The following is a 16430-nucleotide window of genomic DNA, read 5'->3' as shown; positions in this document are numbered from 1 at the left end:
CCATTACTTTAACAAGTGGTAAAATTTAGCTAATAACCTGATGGTTATTTACCATTACGCTTACAGTCTGTGGCCTTTTCTTTTTGCATCGGGCTTTGTGCTGGTTGGCTTTGTCCGTTATCCTGACCGGCATAGGTAAACTCCAGTATAGCTCCTTTAATTTGTACCTCATCCGGGTTTTGCTTGGATGGGCCTGAGCTTACTGAGGAGCTGTCTGTTGCCAGGTAAAGCTTTTTACCATCAGGCGATATGGCTATATCACGGTATCTCACATCCGCACTGAAGTAGGTGAGCGTATCGCCAACGGTTTTGTTGCCTGTTGTATTCAGTTTTACGCGGATAAGTTTATGCCCCTTTAAAGTAGGTATCAGTAAGGAGTTTTGCCAGCCTGGGATTGCCGCTGATGTATACACATCTATACTACTTGGTGCTTCGGAAGGCCAGCCGCCGTTATCCTGATGAGATAAAACTTTGTTGAACAAATCCGTTAGCATAGTATGGTTGTTTGGATTCAAACTCAATATCGGATCGCGATAAACAGTAGCGCCAATACGTTTTGCATTTGCTTTCTCATCCTCAATTAAAGGATAGGTGGTATGCCAGCGATCGGGCAAGCTTTCGCGGTCAGACACACTCGCTGCAAGGCCATTGTAGTTACCATCTGCATAACCGATAATTAAAGGATGTCCATAGTTCTTTCCCTTTTCAATAATGTTAATTTCATCATCAGAGTAGGGGCCATGTTCCGAAGAATAGATGTAGCCTTTACCGTTAATAACACCATAGCTTAATCCCTGTGCATTGCGGTGCCCATAGCTCCAAACCGCATTTTGCCTGCTGCCGTTAAATGGATTGTCATCGGGTACCCATTTGTCGCCAGCATCGGTATTGGCATCGGGCGATAAATTGAAGCGCAGTACTTTACCCTCGTAAACGTTTTTTTCTTGTGCATGGTTAGGCCTGCCGCCGTTATCAAACTGGCCTGCGCCTAAATCACCTACAGTATAGAATAGGTAGCTTTTGTTACCGACAGGGGCAATCAGCAGGCGGCCGCTGTTGTGGTCACTGCTGTTGGGTATGGTATCACATAGTGTTATCGGGTTAAATAATTTTTGCGTTGACGCATTATATTCATATCGCACAATCTTGGTTTTAAAGAAACAGCCGCCGTAATTCACTTTACATCCGTCACCAGTGCTATCGGCCCCTTCAAAATAATACACATAGGCCAGGTAAACATATGGCTGTCCTTTTAACAATTGCGGATGCAGAGCCATGCCCATTAAGCCACCCTGCGGCCATGGTTTACGATTACTGCCCTTGGGCATGCGGTCATACCGTGGGAACTTTCTTTCGCCGTTCAGATCAAGCAAAACGGTTTTACTGCCCGTTGCCGGGTTAATGCGGCTTACGCGGTATCCCTTTGCTTCGGTAATCCACAAATAATTATCGGGGCCGTAAGTTATTTCCCAGGGGTCGCTTAATTTAGCGGCTACCACACGCATGGTGAATTTTTCGTGTATGGGGCCGGTAAGCTGCTGAGCTTTGCTGTTGGCAATGCATATAGCCAGCAAGCATATAAGTAGTAAATGCTTTTTCATAGATACATAGAAAAGCAGCTTGTTAATAAATGGTTTTATAAATTAATTAAAAAGAAATTACAGGCAATTGTAAAGCTTTACACGGATGGTATACCGGTGGCTTAGGATGGTTATGTTTGTAATGCCACCAGGCGTATTAAAGTCAGTAAAACAACAATTGAATATTAACCAATATTGATATGAGCAACAAATCTGAAGTATGGCTGCGGGGCCCGCTGCCTGATGTACCTGCCTTGCTGCAACCCATAGCGCATGCCTTGCTCCAGGCACGAGAAGAAGTGGTAGAGTTAATGCAGAATTTTCCGGAAGAGAAGCTTTGGCAAAAAGTAGCGGGAATGGCTTCGCCGGGTTTCCATTTACAGCACCTTACAGGCGTGCTGGATCGTTTGTTTACTTACGCCAGGGCAGAAGCCTTGTCTAATGCCCAACTTGCTGCTTTGCAAAGCGAGGGCAAGCCTTACGAGAATGCGCCAGGTAGGGATGCATTAATTGCCGCATTTGCCCACCAGGTAGACGTTGCCTTAGCGCAGTTAAGGCAAGCTGACGAACAACACTTAACGGATGTAAGAGGTGTAGGCCGCGCACAGGTGCCATCCACCCAAATAGGCCTGTATGTGCACTCCGCAGAGCATACTATGCGCCATGTAGGGCAATTACTGGTTACCGTGCAGGTTTTAAAAGCTGAGTCTTAGTTTTTAGACTCAGCTAATTTCAAGCGGTAAGGATTTAAGCTCAGTAAAGCTGGCAATTTTATAATCTGACTGATCGGTACCGTATTCGCCTTTACGGTCATATAAAACAGTTATCATACCCAGGTCCTTGCCTGCCTTTATTTCAGAATTTGGATCGTCGCCAATAACTAATACTTCGTTTGGCTGGTAGTTGTGTTTCTGCATAATATCCTGAAAAACCTCCTTTTTGGTGCCTTCTGTTGTTTCAGGGTCGTTTACTACAATTTCTATAAAGTCTGGTCTTAAATTCAGCTTATCAACTTTGCGCCATTGCATTTTGGTAAATCCCATGGTAACCAAATGTTTGTCGGTGGCCAGGTTTTGCAGTTCGCTGTAATCTTCAAAGGGCGTCATGTTGCCCTCATAGGTGAGGTCGCTTAACAAGGCCACACCTTTTTTCTTCAATTCTTCGGGGAACTGGTGCTTGTCTGCCACTTTCTGGAAAGCTACTTTCATCATTTCCTGTTTGGCTTCCTGCAGCGTGTCTTCACCAACCTCATCGCGGTACTGCTCCATCAAGTCGTACAGCGGTACAAACAGTTCGTCACTAATAGATTCAACCGGATAGATGGTGTTATCTAAATCTAATATCAGGGCTTTGATCATATTTACAATGTTGGTTCTGATACAACCGGGAGTTACTGTTAGGGTTTTAATATATTGTGTTTAACTGAAATCAATTGGCCAATTTGCCCGCTAAAGGTGTTTGATTCCGGAATTTGTATAACCATATAAAGCCAACAGAAGTCACTAAGCAGGTTCCGCCTAACACCCACCAAAGCAAATCGTATCCGCCATGTAAAATAAGCTGGCTGCCTAAAGCAGGCGCAATAATTTGGGCAATAGACCATGCCATCGAATACAATGCCGCGTACCCGCCACGGTTATTGTTGGTAGTACGGGCAATCCAAAACGCGTTCATGAAAGGCATACTCAATATCTCGCCCAGCGTGATTAACAGCACCACAAACAAAGCTGTCCAAATACCCGGCGGCATAGTGTTAAGTATGGCAAAACCAATTCCTGACACCAGCACACCGGCACTGATATAATTGAGCGCAGGCCTTCTGCCTTCCAATCGCTGCACCAGTATCATCTCAACTATAATAATAAGCACGCCGTTCAGCGCCATTAAAAAACCGATAAACTGTTCATTCAAATGCCACTGGCTTTTATAAAACACAGGCTGCATGGTAAACAACTGAAAAAAGCAGGCACCAAACAACGCGGTAAGGGCAATGAAGGTAAGGTACTCACCATCGCGGTAAGGTGATTGTACTTGTTGCGGCTCGTGTGTTTTAATGGCAACCGGCTTTTTATAAACAGATCTGGGCATGAGTATGAGCAGCAGTACTGCAGACAAGATATTGGTGCATCCATCCACCCAAAAAAGCAGGTGATAGTTTACTGAAGCCAAAAAGCCGCCTAACGCCCCGCCGCAAGCCCAGCCCAGGTTTACGGCAAGCCGGTTTAAAGAGTAGGAACGGGTACGTGATGCATCAGTACTATAATGCGCGATAGCAGTTGAATTAGCCGGCCTGAATGAATCATTACAAAGGCTCAGTATAAACGTAACAATGCATATTCCTGCAAAGCTTTGTTGCAACCCTAAAAGCATAAATAATAAACCGCCGCTTAGCAGCGCACCAACCTGCACATCGTAAAAACCATACTTATCGGTTATTTTACCACCTATAAAGGCACCGGTTAAGGCGCCTGCGCCGAACAGCGCCATAATAATACCGGCTTGTATAATGCTAAAGTGCAGCTGCTGCGTGCAGTAAATAGTCATGAACGGCACAACCATAGTGCCGCTGCGATTAACCAGCATTACCAATGATAGATACCAGCTGTTGCGCGACAGCCCATGGTATGCATCTTTATAGAGTTTTATGGTATAGGAAATCATAAGGTTTGTTATGTGTTCAGGTTTACATAAAAATAAAAAAACCACTGCCGGTTGGGGCAGTGGTTAATAAATACTGTTTTATTTATCATCAGACACGTACAATGTCTGCACCTAATGCCCTTAAGCGTTCGTCAATATGCTGGTAGCCGCGCTCAATCTGCTCAATGTTGTAAATGGTTGATTTGCCCTGTGCCGATAAAGCAGCTATAAGCAGGGAAACACCGGCGCGGATGTCAGGCGAAGTCATGGATATACCACGCAGCTGCACCTGCTTATCCAAGCCAATGACTGTAGCGCGGTGCGGATCGCACAGGATGATTTGCGCACCCATATCCAGCAACTTGTCCACAAAGAACAAGCGGCTCTCAAACATCTTTTGATGTATCAGTACAGAACCTTTTGCTTGTATAGCTACAACCAGTACAATGCTCAGCAGGTCGGGCGTAAAGCCTGGCCACGGTGCGTCAGCAATGGTCATGATGGAGCCGTCAATAAACGTTTCAATTTCGTAATGATCCTGAGCCGGAATGAAAATATCGTCGCCGCGCAGTTCCATTTTGATACCTAAACGACGGAACACATCAGGAATAATACCCAGTTCTTTGTACTGTACATCTTTGATAGTGATTTCAGAACCGGTCATGGCTGCCAGGCCAATGAACGAGCCAATCTCGATCATATCCGGCAACATGCGGTGCTCAGTGCCATGCAGTTCCGTTACACCTTCAATAGTTAGCAGGTTTGACCCGATGCCTGTAATTTTAGCGCCCATGCGGTTCAGCATTTTACAAAGCTGTTGCAGGTAGGGCTCACAAGCTGCATTATATATGGTGGTTGTGCCTTTGGCTAAAACAGCAGCCATCACAATGTTAGCTGTACCGGTTACCGAAGCTTCGTCAAGCAAGATATAGGTGCCCCTCAAATCGGTGGCATCTACACTGTAAAAGCTGTCCTCAGGGTTGTAGTTGAATTTAGCGCCCAGTTTTTCAAAACCCAAAAAATGGGTATCCAATCGGCGGCGACCAATTTTATCACCTCCGGGTTTCGGAATGGATGCTTTACCAAAGCGGGCCAGCAGCGGACCCACAATCATGATTGAACCGCGCAAGCTACCGCCCTTGGCCTTAAACGCTTCCGACTGGAAGAAATCGAGGTTGATGTTAGCAGCCTCAAAAGTATAAGTATCTGCCGAAAGGCGCTCTACGGTTACCCCCATATCGCCTAAAAGCTCGATCAGTTTATTGACATCTTTAATATCAGGAATATTGCTGATGGTGATTTTTTCGCTGGTTAACAGCACGGCCGAAAGTATTTGCAGTGCCTCGTTTTTGGCACCCTGCGGTATAATTTCGCCCTTTAAACGTTTACCACCATTTATTTCAAACGCATTTTTCATACTATGTTATAATCAGTAAGGGGCAGGCTGGTGCCTGCAGTAAAATTTATGCAAAGATTAAATAATAATTGCAAAAAACGATGAATGGTTTTAGATAGCTTGCAGAATACAAAAGCTATTAAGCAAAATTGTCATTAAGGGCAACGTTCTATCGGTTAAATAGCTACATGCCCGTAATGACAATTTGTAAAATGCTGCCAGCAGCTTAATATTTACGCGAACCACCGCCGTTGCTGCGGTTCTGGTTGTTATTGTTGCGCTTCTGGTTATTGTTGTTATTATTACGGTTTTGGTTATTGTTATTATTACGCGGATTGTTGTTGTTGCGCGGGTTGTTGTTGCGTGCCGCCTGCGTAGGGCTGCGGTACTCTACACGGTTCAGGTTCACATTATCTTCCAGCTGTAGTTCGCCGTTAGATAGTTCGCGCAAATCGGCCAAAATACTCTCGTCGCTTACCGAATCTTTATTCCATTGTACATAAGCCATCTTCATAAAGTTAGCTATAGCCTGCACCATGTGCTGGCGGCGTGCCGGTTCTTCAATGCTGCGGGCTTTATCCATCATCATTTCAATGGTTTTGCCGTAATGCTTGTACTTAATACGCTGATGCGGATATTTTAAAGGTTCCGGTTTTAAATGAACAGCCTCGGGCGATGGAACAGGATAAGGCGAATCCACATCAATCTTATAATCGGATATGATGTGCAGGTGATCCCATAATTTGTGTTTAAAATCGGCCACATCACGTAAATGCGGGTTTAAAAAGCCCATCAGCTCAATAACCACGTTGGCATAGCGGTTACGCTCTTCTTTAGTTGGCAGGTTAACAATGTACTTAACCATGTTTTGTACATTGCGGCCGTATTCGGATAATAAAAGTTTACTACGGGTTGAGTTATAATCAAATGAAGCAGGCATTTCTCTTTGTGCCATGTAGTTGTTTTAATAAAGTTTATTTATCAGCTTGCCTAACCGGTTTATATAAGTATAAAACAAAGGGTTAGCAGCCGTAATTGATAAGTTTTACAAAAAATATATCAGAGTAACGCAAATATAAGCGTTTTGTGTTAGCAAAGGTGTATCAAACAGGTATATTACTATTTTTTTTTACACAAGTAAGTACTAATATTTGTTAACGATAAAAACTAATCATGACCCAGCAGCATAAAGTTTATATTAAGCATATTGACATTTACCGGTTCAGTATACCTATGGAGCCGTTTACCATAGCTACCGGTACCATGCATTATGCGCAAAACGTGCTGATACGTATACATACCGATGCTGGCTTTGATGGTGTAGGCGAGTGCTCTGCCTTTCCCATGATTACCGGCGAGACACAGGAAACCTGCCTGGCCATGGCACGCGATTTTGCACAGTTATGGGTGGGTAAAGATGCTTTGGATATACCTGCCCGCTTGCAACAGTTACATGATTTTGCAGCCGGTAACTATACCATCAAAAGCGCTTTTGATATGGCTTTGTATGATATTGCTGCCAAAAATGAGAGATTGCCCTTGTATCAGTTTTTAAACGGCAAAAAGCGTGAGGTAGAAACCGATATTACCATTGGTATTGCCGACCCATCAGCAATGGCTCAAAAAGCTGTTGCATTTAAAGAAAATGGTGCCCGTATCCTTAAAATAAAATTGGGTAAGGATGCCCGGCAGGATGTAGAGCGTATATCCGAAATAAGGGCGGCTGTTGGCCCGGATATAAAAATACGTATAGACGCCAACCAGGGGTGGAGCTTTGATGATGCGGTATATGCACTGCAAAGGATGGGTAATGCAAATATTGAATTTTGCGAGCAACCCATGCGCACCTGGAATAATGACCGGCTGCCTGAGCTAAGGCGGTTATCTCCGGTAAAGATTATGGCTGATGAGAGTGTTTACACGCATCATGATGCGCGTTTGCAGATCATGAGCCAATCGTGCGATTACATCAATATTAAGCTGGCCAAATCGGGCGGGTTGCACGAGGCATTAAAAATTCAGGATTTGGCTGCCCAAAACCGCATTCCGTGTATGATGGGAGGGATGCTGGAAAGCCGTATTGCCGTAAGTGCCCAACTGCACCTGGTTTATGCCTGCACTAATATCCAATTTTACGATATGGATACCTGTATGCTGGGCCATTTGGAAGACCCCTGTTTAGGCGGTGTTACCTACAAAGGCTATTTTTTGGATATTGCAGATAAGCACGGCATTGGAGCCGATGCGGATCCGGCTTTCTTGAAAAAATGTGAGCATTGGCGAGTGTAAGCTCCTTTCAAACCCTCACAAGGAGGGGAGGTCTTCAAAATTACAAGAAAAAATATATACTATCCTGCCTTCAAAATGCATGCAAATCAACACCCCTCTCTACCGGGGGAGGTTGGTCCTAATGAATTGCCGGGAATGATATGCCCTTGATGTTTCGGTATAGCTCAACCGCATACAGATCTGTCATACCCGATATAAAGTCCAGCACGCTTTGGATTTTAGAGTAGGTGTCTGTATTGCGGCTTATAAACTGTTTTGGTATCAGTTCAACCAGCTTCTTATCATACTTAGAACTGTTATTAATGAGTGCCGGTATGAATTCCTCTAACAAGCCGCCCATTACTTTGTAGCCGGCAACTTCAATTTGCACTACCGACTGATAATTGTAAATCTTTTCATATGATATTTTCTGAATAGTTTTCCAGGGCGTTAAGAACGGTTCCTCCAATACATCGGTAAGGCCATGATTGAAGTTGCCGCTTAAAATAGCTTCCTGATTATCCATAAATATTATAGAACAGGCTGTAATCAGGTTGTTAATGGCTTTAGCACGTAGCAGACCTACCTTGGCGTCTTCATCTTCAAACTCGCTTTCCAGCCAGGGTTCTAAACGGGTACTGTTGCATATGGGCAGTAAAAGTTCTTTAATTTTATCGTATGACAGGATTTTGAGCCTGTGCGCGTCTTCCAGGTCAATAATGCTGTAGCAAATGTCATCAGCTGCTTCAACCAGGTACACCAGCGGATGGCGCTTGTAAATAAGCGGGTTCTCCTGTGTTTTAATTAAACCTAACTCATTAGCTATATCTTCAAATGATGCTTGCTCTGATTGAAAAAAGCCGTATTTCTTTTGATGTATGTTGCCCTTTACATGCCCGGCAATGGCAGCACAAGGGTACTTTACTATAGAAGCAAGCGTGGTATAAGTAAGTGCAAAAGCACCATTACCTTTACCTGTAAAGGGGTAGGTAAGTATACGAAAGGCGTTAGCATTACCTTCAAAGTTGATCACATCATGCCATTGCTCGTCTGTAAGTTCTGCCTTGTATCTGGCGCCATCGCCATCCGTAAAATATCTCGACATGGCAGCTTCGCCCGAATGGCCGAAAGCCGGGTTACCCATATCATGAGCCAAACAGGCGGCAGCTACGATGTTACCTACTTCGCTGATAAGCGGCAGGCGTTGATCAAGTTCTGCATCGTGCTTTTTTAAATTTTGATAAAAGATGGTTCCCATTGAGCGGCCAACGCTGGCAACTTCCAGGCTATGGGTAAGGCGGTTGTGTACAAATACACTACCAGGCAACGGGAAAACCTGCGTTTTATTTTGCAACCGCCTAAAAGGCGAAGAAAAGATCAGGCGGTCATAATCGCGCTGAAACTGTGAGCGTGCTTTATCCTGGTCTTGCGTATCACTATTGGCAACACCCCAGCGCCTGGCCGATATCAGTTTTTCCCATTGCATCATAAGGCCGGCAATTTACAACGAAATTATTAAAGCAAATGATGGTAAATGCTGAGGATAAGTATATTTAAAAAGTAAGAAGGCTGATAACAACGTTATCAGCCTTCTTACTTTTTGTTAAAGCTACTATTACTTGCTTAACTCCGCAAAATGTTTGTAAAACAGCGGAATGGTTTCAATGCCTTTATAATAATTAAAGATGTCATACTTCTCGTTAGGAGAGTGCAATGCATCACTATCTAAGCCAAAGCCCATCAGTACGGTTTTGATGCCCAGCTCGGCTTCAAACAAAGCCACAATAGGTATACTGCCGCCACCCCGGGTTGGGATAGGCTCTTTACCAAACGATTCGGTTATGGCGTTTTTAGCTGCCTGATAGGCAATGCTATCAGTAGGTGTCACTACCGGCTCGCCGCCATGGTGTGGGGTAACCTTTACCTTTACATAGGGAGGTGCAATGCGCAAAAAGTGTTCTGTAAACAACTGCGTAATTTTTTCAGAAGTTTGGTTTGGCACCAGGCGCATCGAAATTTTTGCGTTTGCTTTGGATGGCAATACGGTTTTTGCACCTTCGCCAATGTAACCACCCCAAATACCGTTCACTTCCAGGGTAGGGCGTGTACCTGTTCGCTCTAAAGTTGAGTAGCCTTTTTCGCCCCATACTTCGGCTATATCCAGGTCTTTTTTGTATTCTTCCTCATCATATGGTGCGGAGTTCAGCGCTTTACGCTCTTCTTCCGTTAACGCAACCACATCATCGTAAAAACCAGGAATAGCGATATGGTTATTTTCATCGTGCAGTGAAGCAATCATTTTGGCCAGAATAGTAGCCGGGTTAGCTACAGCACCACCATAAACGCCTGAGTGTAGGTCGCGGTTAGGACCGGTAACCTCTACTTCCAGGTAAGATAGTCCGCGCAAGCCGGTTTCCAATGATGGATTTTCCATGCTGATCATGGATGTATCCGAAATCAGTACCACATCTGCCTTCAGGCGTTCTTTATTATCTTTAACAAAGATGCCCAGGTTATTCGAACCCACTTCCTCTTCGCCTTCAATCATGAATTTAATGTTGCAGGGCAAAGTGTTGGTTTGCATCATCAGTTCAAAAGCCTTTACGTGCATGTAAAACTGTCCTTTGTCGTCACAAGCGCCGCGGGCATAAATTTTACCATCACGCACGGTAGGTTCAAATGGCGGCGTTTGCCATAGCTCCAGCGGGTCGGGTGGTTGCACATCGTAATGGCCATAAACCAGTACCGTTGGTTTTGACGGGTCGATAATCTTTTCGCCGTACACAATCGGATAGCCGGCTGTTTCGCAAACCTCAACCTTATCGGCACCTGCTTCACGAAGCTTAGCTGCGGTGTAATCGGCTGTTTTTAAAACTTCGGGCTTGTATTTAGGATCGGCGCTTACAGAGGCTAAGCGCAGCAAATCAAAAAGCTCATCCAGCAGGCGCTGTTTATGCTCATCAATATATTGTCTGATAATTTGCATAGTTACAAAATTAGAAAGGCAAATATATAACTTATGAAGTTTGTAAGTTCAAAACACAGATAATCTTCCGGTCTAAACAACAAAGGTCTGACTATATGGCCAGACCTTTGTTATTTAGACTTCTTAGTGTTATATGAATTAACCACCTTGGCTTGGTCTTGTACCATCGCCAGAGCCTAAAGTGCCCTTATCACCCGGGCCGTCAGGAGCTACAGATGAAACTTTACCTGGTACAGATGGTTTTGCATCGTTTTCTTTTGTGCAAGAAGACACCGCGCCTATGCTGAAAATCAGCGCTGCTGCAAGTATTACTTTTTTCATAAAATGTTAGCTTTAAGTGTTTTATGTAATGCGTTAATATAACATAACAAATGTAAATAAGTTTTTACACATTTTTATAGGAGATTAAAAATATTATATTTTCGTATGCTGGCAATCTTATATATATTTATAACATTTGCTATACTTCATCGTAATAAAGTTTTAATGAAAAGCTTGTTCGCCTGTTTTGTCACTTTCTTAATCCTAATAGCTAGTCAAGATAGCTTTGCTGACTTACTTGCTGAGCCAAAGCAGGATACAACAGAAGTAAATAATTTATTGGATCAGGGTTTTGATATGCGACTTACTGATGCCGCCCAAACGGTATCGTATGCAGATCGTGCCCTGCGTTTAGCCCGTAAACTGAATTATGGTAAAGGGGTTGCTATTGCCTACCGTATAAAAGGATTAGGCGAGCATTATTTAGGTAATGATCAGAAAGCTATTATCAATTACCTGCAGGCCCGTTCTTATTATCATAACCAACTACATAATACCTTAGGTGAGATTAATGTTATCAATAATATTGGTGCATTATATCTTGATATCGATTACGATAAAAGTTTGCAGTATTTTAACGAGGCAATGAACCTGTATCAATCGGAGAAATTGTCTAATAAAGCTTTACTGGCTACGATATATTTGAATTTAGGTAATGTTTACCAGCGCAAGCTAAACTTCTCCAAATCCTTAGTTAATTACGATGCTTGTAACAAGCTGGTTAAGGAAACCGGCGATAAAGTAATGCTGACTACCGTGTTGCAGAACATGGGGGTTGTGTACACTGCGGTTGGTAATTATGAAAAGGCAAAGTCTCTGTTATTTGAAGCTAATAAACAGGCTAAGGCACTTGATTTAAACCAATATGTGGCACGTACAAACTTGTCATTAGCCGAAATTTTTATTGCACAAAGCCAGTTCACAGATGCTGAAAAATGGTTGAAAGAAGGAAAGGCTTATGCATCGATTAGTAAGAATGAAAAACTTTTGGACGATTATCAGACCAGCTTCTACGAACTGGAGTTGAAGCGTAAAAACTTTGAGCAGGCGCTTCACTACCTGCAAGGTATTTATCGTAAGGATAGTATTCAGTACCGCGCCAGCAGCGCAGCCGCTTTGAATATTTATCAGGTAAAATTCAGACAGGATGAACTGCAGCAAGAAAATGAGGTGATACAGGCCAAGCAGCGTTACAACCGAAATATAACTATTGCTGTAGTGTGCTTAGCTGTGCTTTTATGTGTTGTGGTAATTTTGTTGGTAGGTAACGTAAAACGCAAAGCCGAAACTAATAAGAGGCTTACAGAACTGAATAATGAGATATCGGTTCAAAAAGATAATCTTGACCGCATTAATCATCATTTAGAGGAGATTATAGATGAGCGTACAAAAGATCTTCAAATCAAAAACAAGAAGTTGTCTGAGTACTCTTCTTACCTTTCACATCAAATCAGGGGGCCTATCGCTACCTTAAAAGGTTTAATGAACCTTGAAAAAGAAGGGCTTGTCAATCAGTCGGAATGCATTGCCATGATGGTGAAATGCGTTGGCGAAATCGACGACAAAATTATGGATATGAGCGATATGCTGCATAATCCTGAAAGAGCCGGATTGTAGTAGCTATGTACGCCTGTTTAGCAGGCAACCGGCAACTGGCTGTGTATTTGTGCTTCCATTAAACCCAGGTAAACGCAATACCAGGCAACCATCTCCAAAATAAGTAATTTACGGTGTTTGTTATAACCTTGTGTCTCAAACGCAAGCGTTTCGCTACCCGCGGTTACATAAAAACGTTTTTCGCCACGACGAGGCTTAAATTTTGACTTTAGCAGGTTATATACCTTTACCTTCAACTTCGATTCCGGATCGTGTATAATACCATCCTTAACAGTCGAATTCTGGGGTATTGATATAAAATAATTGGTCATCATAGCCTGTAGTTGTTTTACAACCTATGATTGGCAATTTTTACTCCAAAAGGTGTCTGCTAAAGCTTTTTAATAAAAAAAAGGCTATTATACTCACACAATAGGTATATATTTCTCTATGGTGAAATAATGTGAGTATGCATTAATTTAGGCAAGGGTAGAAAAAAGAAAGCTGCTTTTTGTGTGTATTTTTGCAACAGAAGTGTCACAAATACCAAACAGCAGCTTCTTTTTCAGACAGCCATTGGCTTTTTGTTGCGCAGTTCTTCGTAAAGCTCAATTACTTTACGTTGCAGATCCGCAATTTCACTTTCACGCTCGGTTAATTTTTTCTGTGCAGCGTTCATGCTCGAATATTGTTTCTCACTTTCGGTCAAGCCAAGGCCAATCAGTTGCACTACCGAAATTTCGAAGATAGTGGCAATTTGTTCTAACCTGGATAAGTTAACGTCGGTAATGCCCGTTTCGATCTTTGAAAAAGCCGGAATAGAAATACCTAAACGAGTGGCAACATCTTCCTGGCTCCAGCCACGTTGATGGCGCAATGTACGGATGTTGTTACCAACCGAGTTTACTGCTTTGTTGTTAATTAGGGCACTCATATATGTTTAAACGCCTGTTTAGGGGAAAGGGCGTTAGTTTAAAGGTTCAAAGCCTGTGCCATATAATGAAAGTGCTTGTTTATGAGTTAATTAAGCGATTTGAGTACAATTTTTAATTAACTCTGTTGAAATAATTCCACAATTAAGTAGAGCTTTAGGTTAAAAAATTACCCGCTTTGAGAATTATTTAGATAAGGAGCGTGTTTCTGCTTACCTTAAAATTAAGTAAGCATTTATGTAAATACTGCCAATTAATAATTGGCAGTATTAATAGTAGAGTAAGCACAAGGCTTACTCTACTATCCTTAGTTTGGCAAATTTTAACAGTAATTGCTTCTGCCCAATTTCTTTAAAAAATATGGTAGCCTTCACATCAGGCTTATTACCTTCCAGGTTTATTACTTTTCCAAAACCAAAGCGCTCATGCTCTACTTCCATGCCCACTTGCAGTTTATTGGTATCCGAAGGGGCAAAGCCAGCGGTAGGCACGTGAGCCTTAGCCAGCAACGATGTCGTTTTGGGCTTACTGGCTGGTGGTTTCGGCTTGGAGAAGGTGTCGTTATTACGGCTCCAGGCAGTGCGCTCCTCCTCAAAAAATGGATTGCCTTTGGCCTGCTTGGCTGTAAAATCAAGCTCAAGGTATTGCGAATCTATCTCGTCCAGAAAACGGCTCGGCTCGCAATTGATCAGCGTACCGAATTTAAACCTGGATGTAGCATAGCTGATGGTCAGCTTATATTCAGCACGGGTTACGGCTACATAAAACAAACGACGTTCTTCTTCCAGGTCGCTACGTGAGTTAAGCGACATTTGCGAAGGGAACAGGTTCTCTTCCAAGCCAACTACGTGTACCTGCGGAAACTCCAATCCCTTAGATGAGTGGATCGTCATCAGCGATACCGTATCGGCATTCGGGTTCTTGTCGTTATCGTCATTCGTTAACAAGGCCACATCCTGCATAAATACGCTCAGTGTCTTTTCTTCGATATCTTCCCGTTCCGAAAACTCTTTAATACCGTTCAATAACTCCTGGATGTTTTCATAGCGGTTCAGACCTTCAACCGATTTATCTTCGTAAAGGTCTTTCAATAAACCCGAGTGCTGTGCAATGTGCATGGCAGCATCGTACGCCGATTGTGTTTGCGTAATAACCTGAAAGCTTTGTATCATGGTGCCAAAAGTACCTACCGACCCGGCGCTGCGTCCGTCCAGATATTGGGAAGCATTGGTGATTACCTCCCAGGTACTGATGCCATTTTGATTGGCGCTTACAATAATACGGTCAACCGTGGTATCGCCAATACCCCGGCGCGGGTAGTTGATCACCCTTTTCATCGCCTCCTCATCATTTGGGTTGGAGGTAAGCCTGAAGTAAGCAATTAAGTCCTTAATCTCCTTACGCTGGTAAAATGATACCCCACCATATATCTTGTAAGGGATATTAAGCTTGCGTAAAGCCTCCTCCATTGAGCGCGATTGGGCGTTGGTGCGGTATAGAATGGCAAAGTCGTTCCATTTTAAACCGCGGGTAGTGCGTTCCTGCATAATGGATTCGGCAACTACCTTACCTTCCTCATTATCGCTAAAAGCGCGTATTACCTTAATTTTGTCGCCATTTTCTTTTTCGGAGAATACGTTCTTTTTAAGCTGCTCTTTGTTATTTGATATAATGCTGTTGGCAACATTTACAATGTTTTGTGTAGAGCGATAGTTTTGCTCCAGCTTAAACACATGCAGGTCGGGATAATCCTTCTCGAAATTGAGTATGTTTTGAATATTGGCACCACGGAATGCATAAATACTTTGGGCATCATCGCCTACCACACAAATATTTTCGTTGATAGAGGCCAGCTTTTTAACAATCAGGTACTGCGAAAAGTTAGTATCCTGATACTCATCCACCATCAGGTATTTGAACTTGTTCTGGTACTTGTATAATACATCGGGATACTCCTTTAACAGGCGATTGGTCTGGAACAACAAGTCATCAAAATCCATAGCGCCGGCCCGGTAGCAACGGGTGGCGTACATTTCATAAACCTTACCCATGTGCCCGCGGCCGCTCGAAAAGTCATCAGCCTGAATCTGCGCGTTTTGCTGGTATTCCTGAAACGAAACCAGATTGTTTTTGGCTGCCGATATGCGGTTATATACAAAGTTTGGATTATACAGCTTATCGTCCAGGTTCATTTCTTTCAAAATGGCCCTGATCACGCTTTTGCTATCGTCGGTATCGTAAATGGTAAAGTTGCTGGGATAGCCCAATTTGTCGGCCTCCACGCGCAAAATCTTGGCAAATACGGAGTGGAAGGTACCCATCCAGATATTCTTCGCTTCGGGGCCAACCACTTGCGTAATACGCTCGCGCATTTCCTTTGCCGCCTTGTTGGTAAAGGTTAACACCAATATGTTAAACGCATCCACACCAGTGTGGATGAGGTGCGCTACACGGTAGGTTATAACCCGGGTTTTACCTGATCCGGCACCGGCTATAATCATTACCGGACCTTTGGTTTGTTCAACCGCGGCCCTTTGTTGCGGGTTTAATCCCTTTAAGTAATCCAAAATCTTCTCCCTTTTTCTTAAGAACGACAAAATTAGATTTTTAAGGCGAAAGCTGAAAGTTAAAAAGTAATCGTGTTGCTAATAAAATTAGGAATGATAAGAGCGCCATGGTTATACGTAAGTGTTTGCGTGCCTCAGTGCTAA

General features: G+C 43.2%; 14 protein-coding genes. 3 read left to right on the top strand and 11 right to left on the bottom strand.

Going from position 1 to position 16430, the window contains the following annotated elements; translation table 11 throughout:
• Nucleotides 1–44 precede the first annotated feature (44 nt).
• On the bottom strand, nucleotides 45–1601 hold the full coding sequence (locus KHS38_RS04755) for a PQQ-dependent sugar dehydrogenase (protein WP_213487360.1): 1557 nt from the start codon (nucleotides 1599–1601) through the stop codon (nucleotides 45–47).
• 179 nt (nucleotides 1602–1780) lie between these two features.
• On the opposite strand from KHS38_RS04755, the gene KHS38_RS04750 reads away from it, so the two are divergent.
• Nucleotides 1781–2293, top strand: coding sequence for a DinB family protein (locus KHS38_RS04750; RefSeq protein WP_213487359.1), 513 nt, complete (start codon nucleotides 1781–1783; stop codon nucleotides 2291–2293).
• Between the two features lie 9 nt (nucleotides 2294–2302).
• Here KHS38_RS04750 and KHS38_RS04745 read toward each other — a convergent pair whose 3' ends face one another.
• The 4 genes from KHS38_RS04745 to KHS38_RS04730 form a co-directional block, all read right to left on the bottom strand.
• The gene (locus KHS38_RS04745) at nucleotides 2303–2938 is read right to left on the bottom strand and encodes an HAD family hydrolase (RefSeq protein WP_213487358.1); all 636 of its coding nucleotides are present in this window, start codon (nucleotides 2936–2938) and stop codon (nucleotides 2303–2305) included.
• A gap of 70 nt (nucleotides 2939–3008) precedes the next feature.
• Nucleotides 3009–4241 (bottom strand): MDR family MFS transporter, encoded by a 1233-nt coding sequence (locus KHS38_RS04740; RefSeq protein WP_213487357.1) that lies wholly within the window; start codon nucleotides 4239–4241, stop codon nucleotides 3009–3011.
• Nucleotides 4242–4329: 88 nt separating this feature from the next.
• Nucleotides 4330–5637, bottom strand: coding sequence for a UDP-N-acetylglucosamine 1-carboxyvinyltransferase (gene murA, locus KHS38_RS04735; RefSeq protein ID WP_213487356.1), 1308 nt, complete (start codon nucleotides 5635–5637; stop codon nucleotides 4330–4332).
• Nucleotides 5638–5842: 205 nt separating this feature from the next.
• Entirely contained in the window at nucleotides 5843–6571 is a 729-nt protein-coding gene (locus KHS38_RS04730) for a DUF4290 domain-containing protein (protein ID WP_249665275.1), read from the bottom strand.
• A gap of 218 nt (nucleotides 6572–6789) precedes the next feature.
• Between KHS38_RS04730 and KHS38_RS04725 the strand changes: the two genes are divergently transcribed.
• Nucleotides 6790–7905: a mandelate racemase/muconate lactonizing enzyme family protein gene (locus tag KHS38_RS04725; protein WP_213487355.1), complete on the top strand. Its 1116-nt coding sequence runs from the start codon at nucleotides 6790–6792 to the stop codon at nucleotides 7903–7905.
• A 118-nt stretch (nucleotides 7906–8023) separates the two neighbouring features.
• Here the strand turns inward: KHS38_RS04725 and KHS38_RS04720 are convergent, their stop codons facing one another.
• The 3 genes from KHS38_RS04720 to KHS38_RS04710 form a co-directional block, all read right to left on the bottom strand.
• Complete coding sequence (locus tag KHS38_RS04720; protein WP_213488185.1) at nucleotides 8024–9370, bottom strand: deoxyguanosinetriphosphate triphosphohydrolase; 1347 nt, start codon at nucleotides 9368–9370, stop codon at nucleotides 8024–8026.
• Between the two features lie 129 nt (nucleotides 9371–9499).
• Nucleotides 9500–10870, bottom strand: a complete 1371-nt coding sequence (locus KHS38_RS04715) for a dipeptidase (RefSeq protein ID WP_213487354.1) — start codon at nucleotides 10868–10870, stop codon at nucleotides 9500–9502.
• A gap of 138 nt (nucleotides 10871–11008) precedes the next feature.
• A complete protein-coding gene (locus KHS38_RS04710; RefSeq protein WP_213487353.1) occupies nucleotides 11009–11191 on the bottom strand; it encodes a hypothetical protein in 183 nt (60 codons plus the stop codon).
• Between the two features lie 297 nt (nucleotides 11192–11488).
• On the opposite strand from KHS38_RS04710, the gene KHS38_RS04705 reads away from it, so the two are divergent.
• Nucleotides 11489–12808: a tetratricopeptide repeat protein gene (locus KHS38_RS04705; protein WP_213487352.1), complete on the top strand. Its 1320-nt coding sequence runs from the start codon at nucleotides 11489–11491 to the stop codon at nucleotides 12806–12808.
• Nucleotides 12809–12825: 17 nt separating this feature from the next.
• Here the strand turns inward: KHS38_RS04705 and KHS38_RS04700 are convergent, their stop codons facing one another.
• The 3 genes from KHS38_RS04700 to KHS38_RS04690 form a co-directional block, all read right to left on the bottom strand.
• Nucleotides 12826–13122, bottom strand: coding sequence for a hypothetical protein (locus tag KHS38_RS04700; RefSeq protein ID WP_213487351.1), 297 nt, complete (start codon nucleotides 13120–13122; stop codon nucleotides 12826–12828).
• A gap of 230 nt (nucleotides 13123–13352) precedes the next feature.
• On the bottom strand, nucleotides 13353–13721 hold the full coding sequence (locus KHS38_RS04695; RefSeq protein ID WP_213487350.1) for a helix-turn-helix domain-containing protein: 369 nt from the start codon (nucleotides 13719–13721) through the stop codon (nucleotides 13353–13355).
• A 291-nt stretch (nucleotides 13722–14012) separates the two neighbouring features.
• Nucleotides 14013–16286, bottom strand: a complete 2274-nt coding sequence (locus KHS38_RS04690) for an ATP-dependent helicase (RefSeq protein ID WP_213487349.1) — start codon at nucleotides 16284–16286, stop codon at nucleotides 14013–14015.
• Between the last annotated feature and the right edge of the window lie 144 nt (nucleotides 16287–16430).

This window comes from Mucilaginibacter sp. Bleaf8, assembly GCF_018390515.1.
Taxonomy (GTDB): domain Bacteria; phylum Bacteroidota; class Bacteroidia; order Sphingobacteriales; family Sphingobacteriaceae; genus Mucilaginibacter.
Note: the sequence above shows the minus strand (reverse complement) of the source record. Positions and strands in the feature narration are given on the sequence as shown.

Excerpts from the sequence above, each read along its gene's own strand:
- KHS38_RS04755 (WP_213487360.1), bottom strand. The coding sequence starts at position 1,601 with ATGAAAAAGCATTTACTACTTATATGCTTGCTGGCTATATGCATTGCC.
- KHS38_RS04750 (WP_213487359.1), top strand. The coding sequence starts at position 1,781 with ATGAGCAACAAATCTGAAGTATGGCTGCGGGGCCCGCTGCCTGATGTA.
- KHS38_RS04745 (WP_213487358.1), bottom strand. The coding sequence starts at position 2,938 with ATGATCAAAGCCCTGATATTAGATTTAGATAACACCATCTATCCGGTT.
- KHS38_RS04740 (WP_213487357.1), bottom strand. The coding sequence starts at position 4,241 with ATGATTTCCTATACCATAAAACTCTATAAAGATGCATACCATGGGCTG.
- murA (WP_213487356.1), bottom strand. The coding sequence starts at position 5,637 with ATGAAAAATGCGTTTGAAATAAATGGTGGTAAACGTTTAAAGGGCGAA.
- KHS38_RS04730 (WP_249665275.1), bottom strand. The coding sequence starts at position 6,571 with ATGGCACAAAGAGAAATGCCTGCTTCATTTGATTATAACTCAACCCGT.
- KHS38_RS04725 (WP_213487355.1), top strand. The coding sequence starts at position 6,790 with ATGACCCAGCAGCATAAAGTTTATATTAAGCATATTGACATTTACCGG.
- KHS38_RS04720 (WP_213488185.1), bottom strand. The coding sequence starts at position 9,370 with ATGCAATGGGAAAAACTGATATCGGCCAGGCGCTGGGGTGTTGCCAAT.
- KHS38_RS04715 (WP_213487354.1), bottom strand. The coding sequence starts at position 10,870 with ATGCAAATTATCAGACAATATATTGATGAGCATAAACAGCGCCTGCTG.
- KHS38_RS04710 (WP_213487353.1), bottom strand. The coding sequence starts at position 11,191 with ATGAAAAAAGTAATACTTGCAGCAGCGCTGATTTTCAGCATAGGCGCG.
- KHS38_RS04705 (WP_213487352.1), top strand. The coding sequence starts at position 11,489 with ATGCGACTTACTGATGCCGCCCAAACGGTATCGTATGCAGATCGTGCC.
- KHS38_RS04700 (WP_213487351.1), bottom strand. The coding sequence starts at position 13,122 with ATGATGACCAATTATTTTATATCAATACCCCAGAATTCGACTGTTAAG.
- KHS38_RS04695 (WP_213487350.1), bottom strand. The coding sequence starts at position 13,721 with ATGAGTGCCCTAATTAACAACAAAGCAGTAAACTCGGTTGGTAACAAC.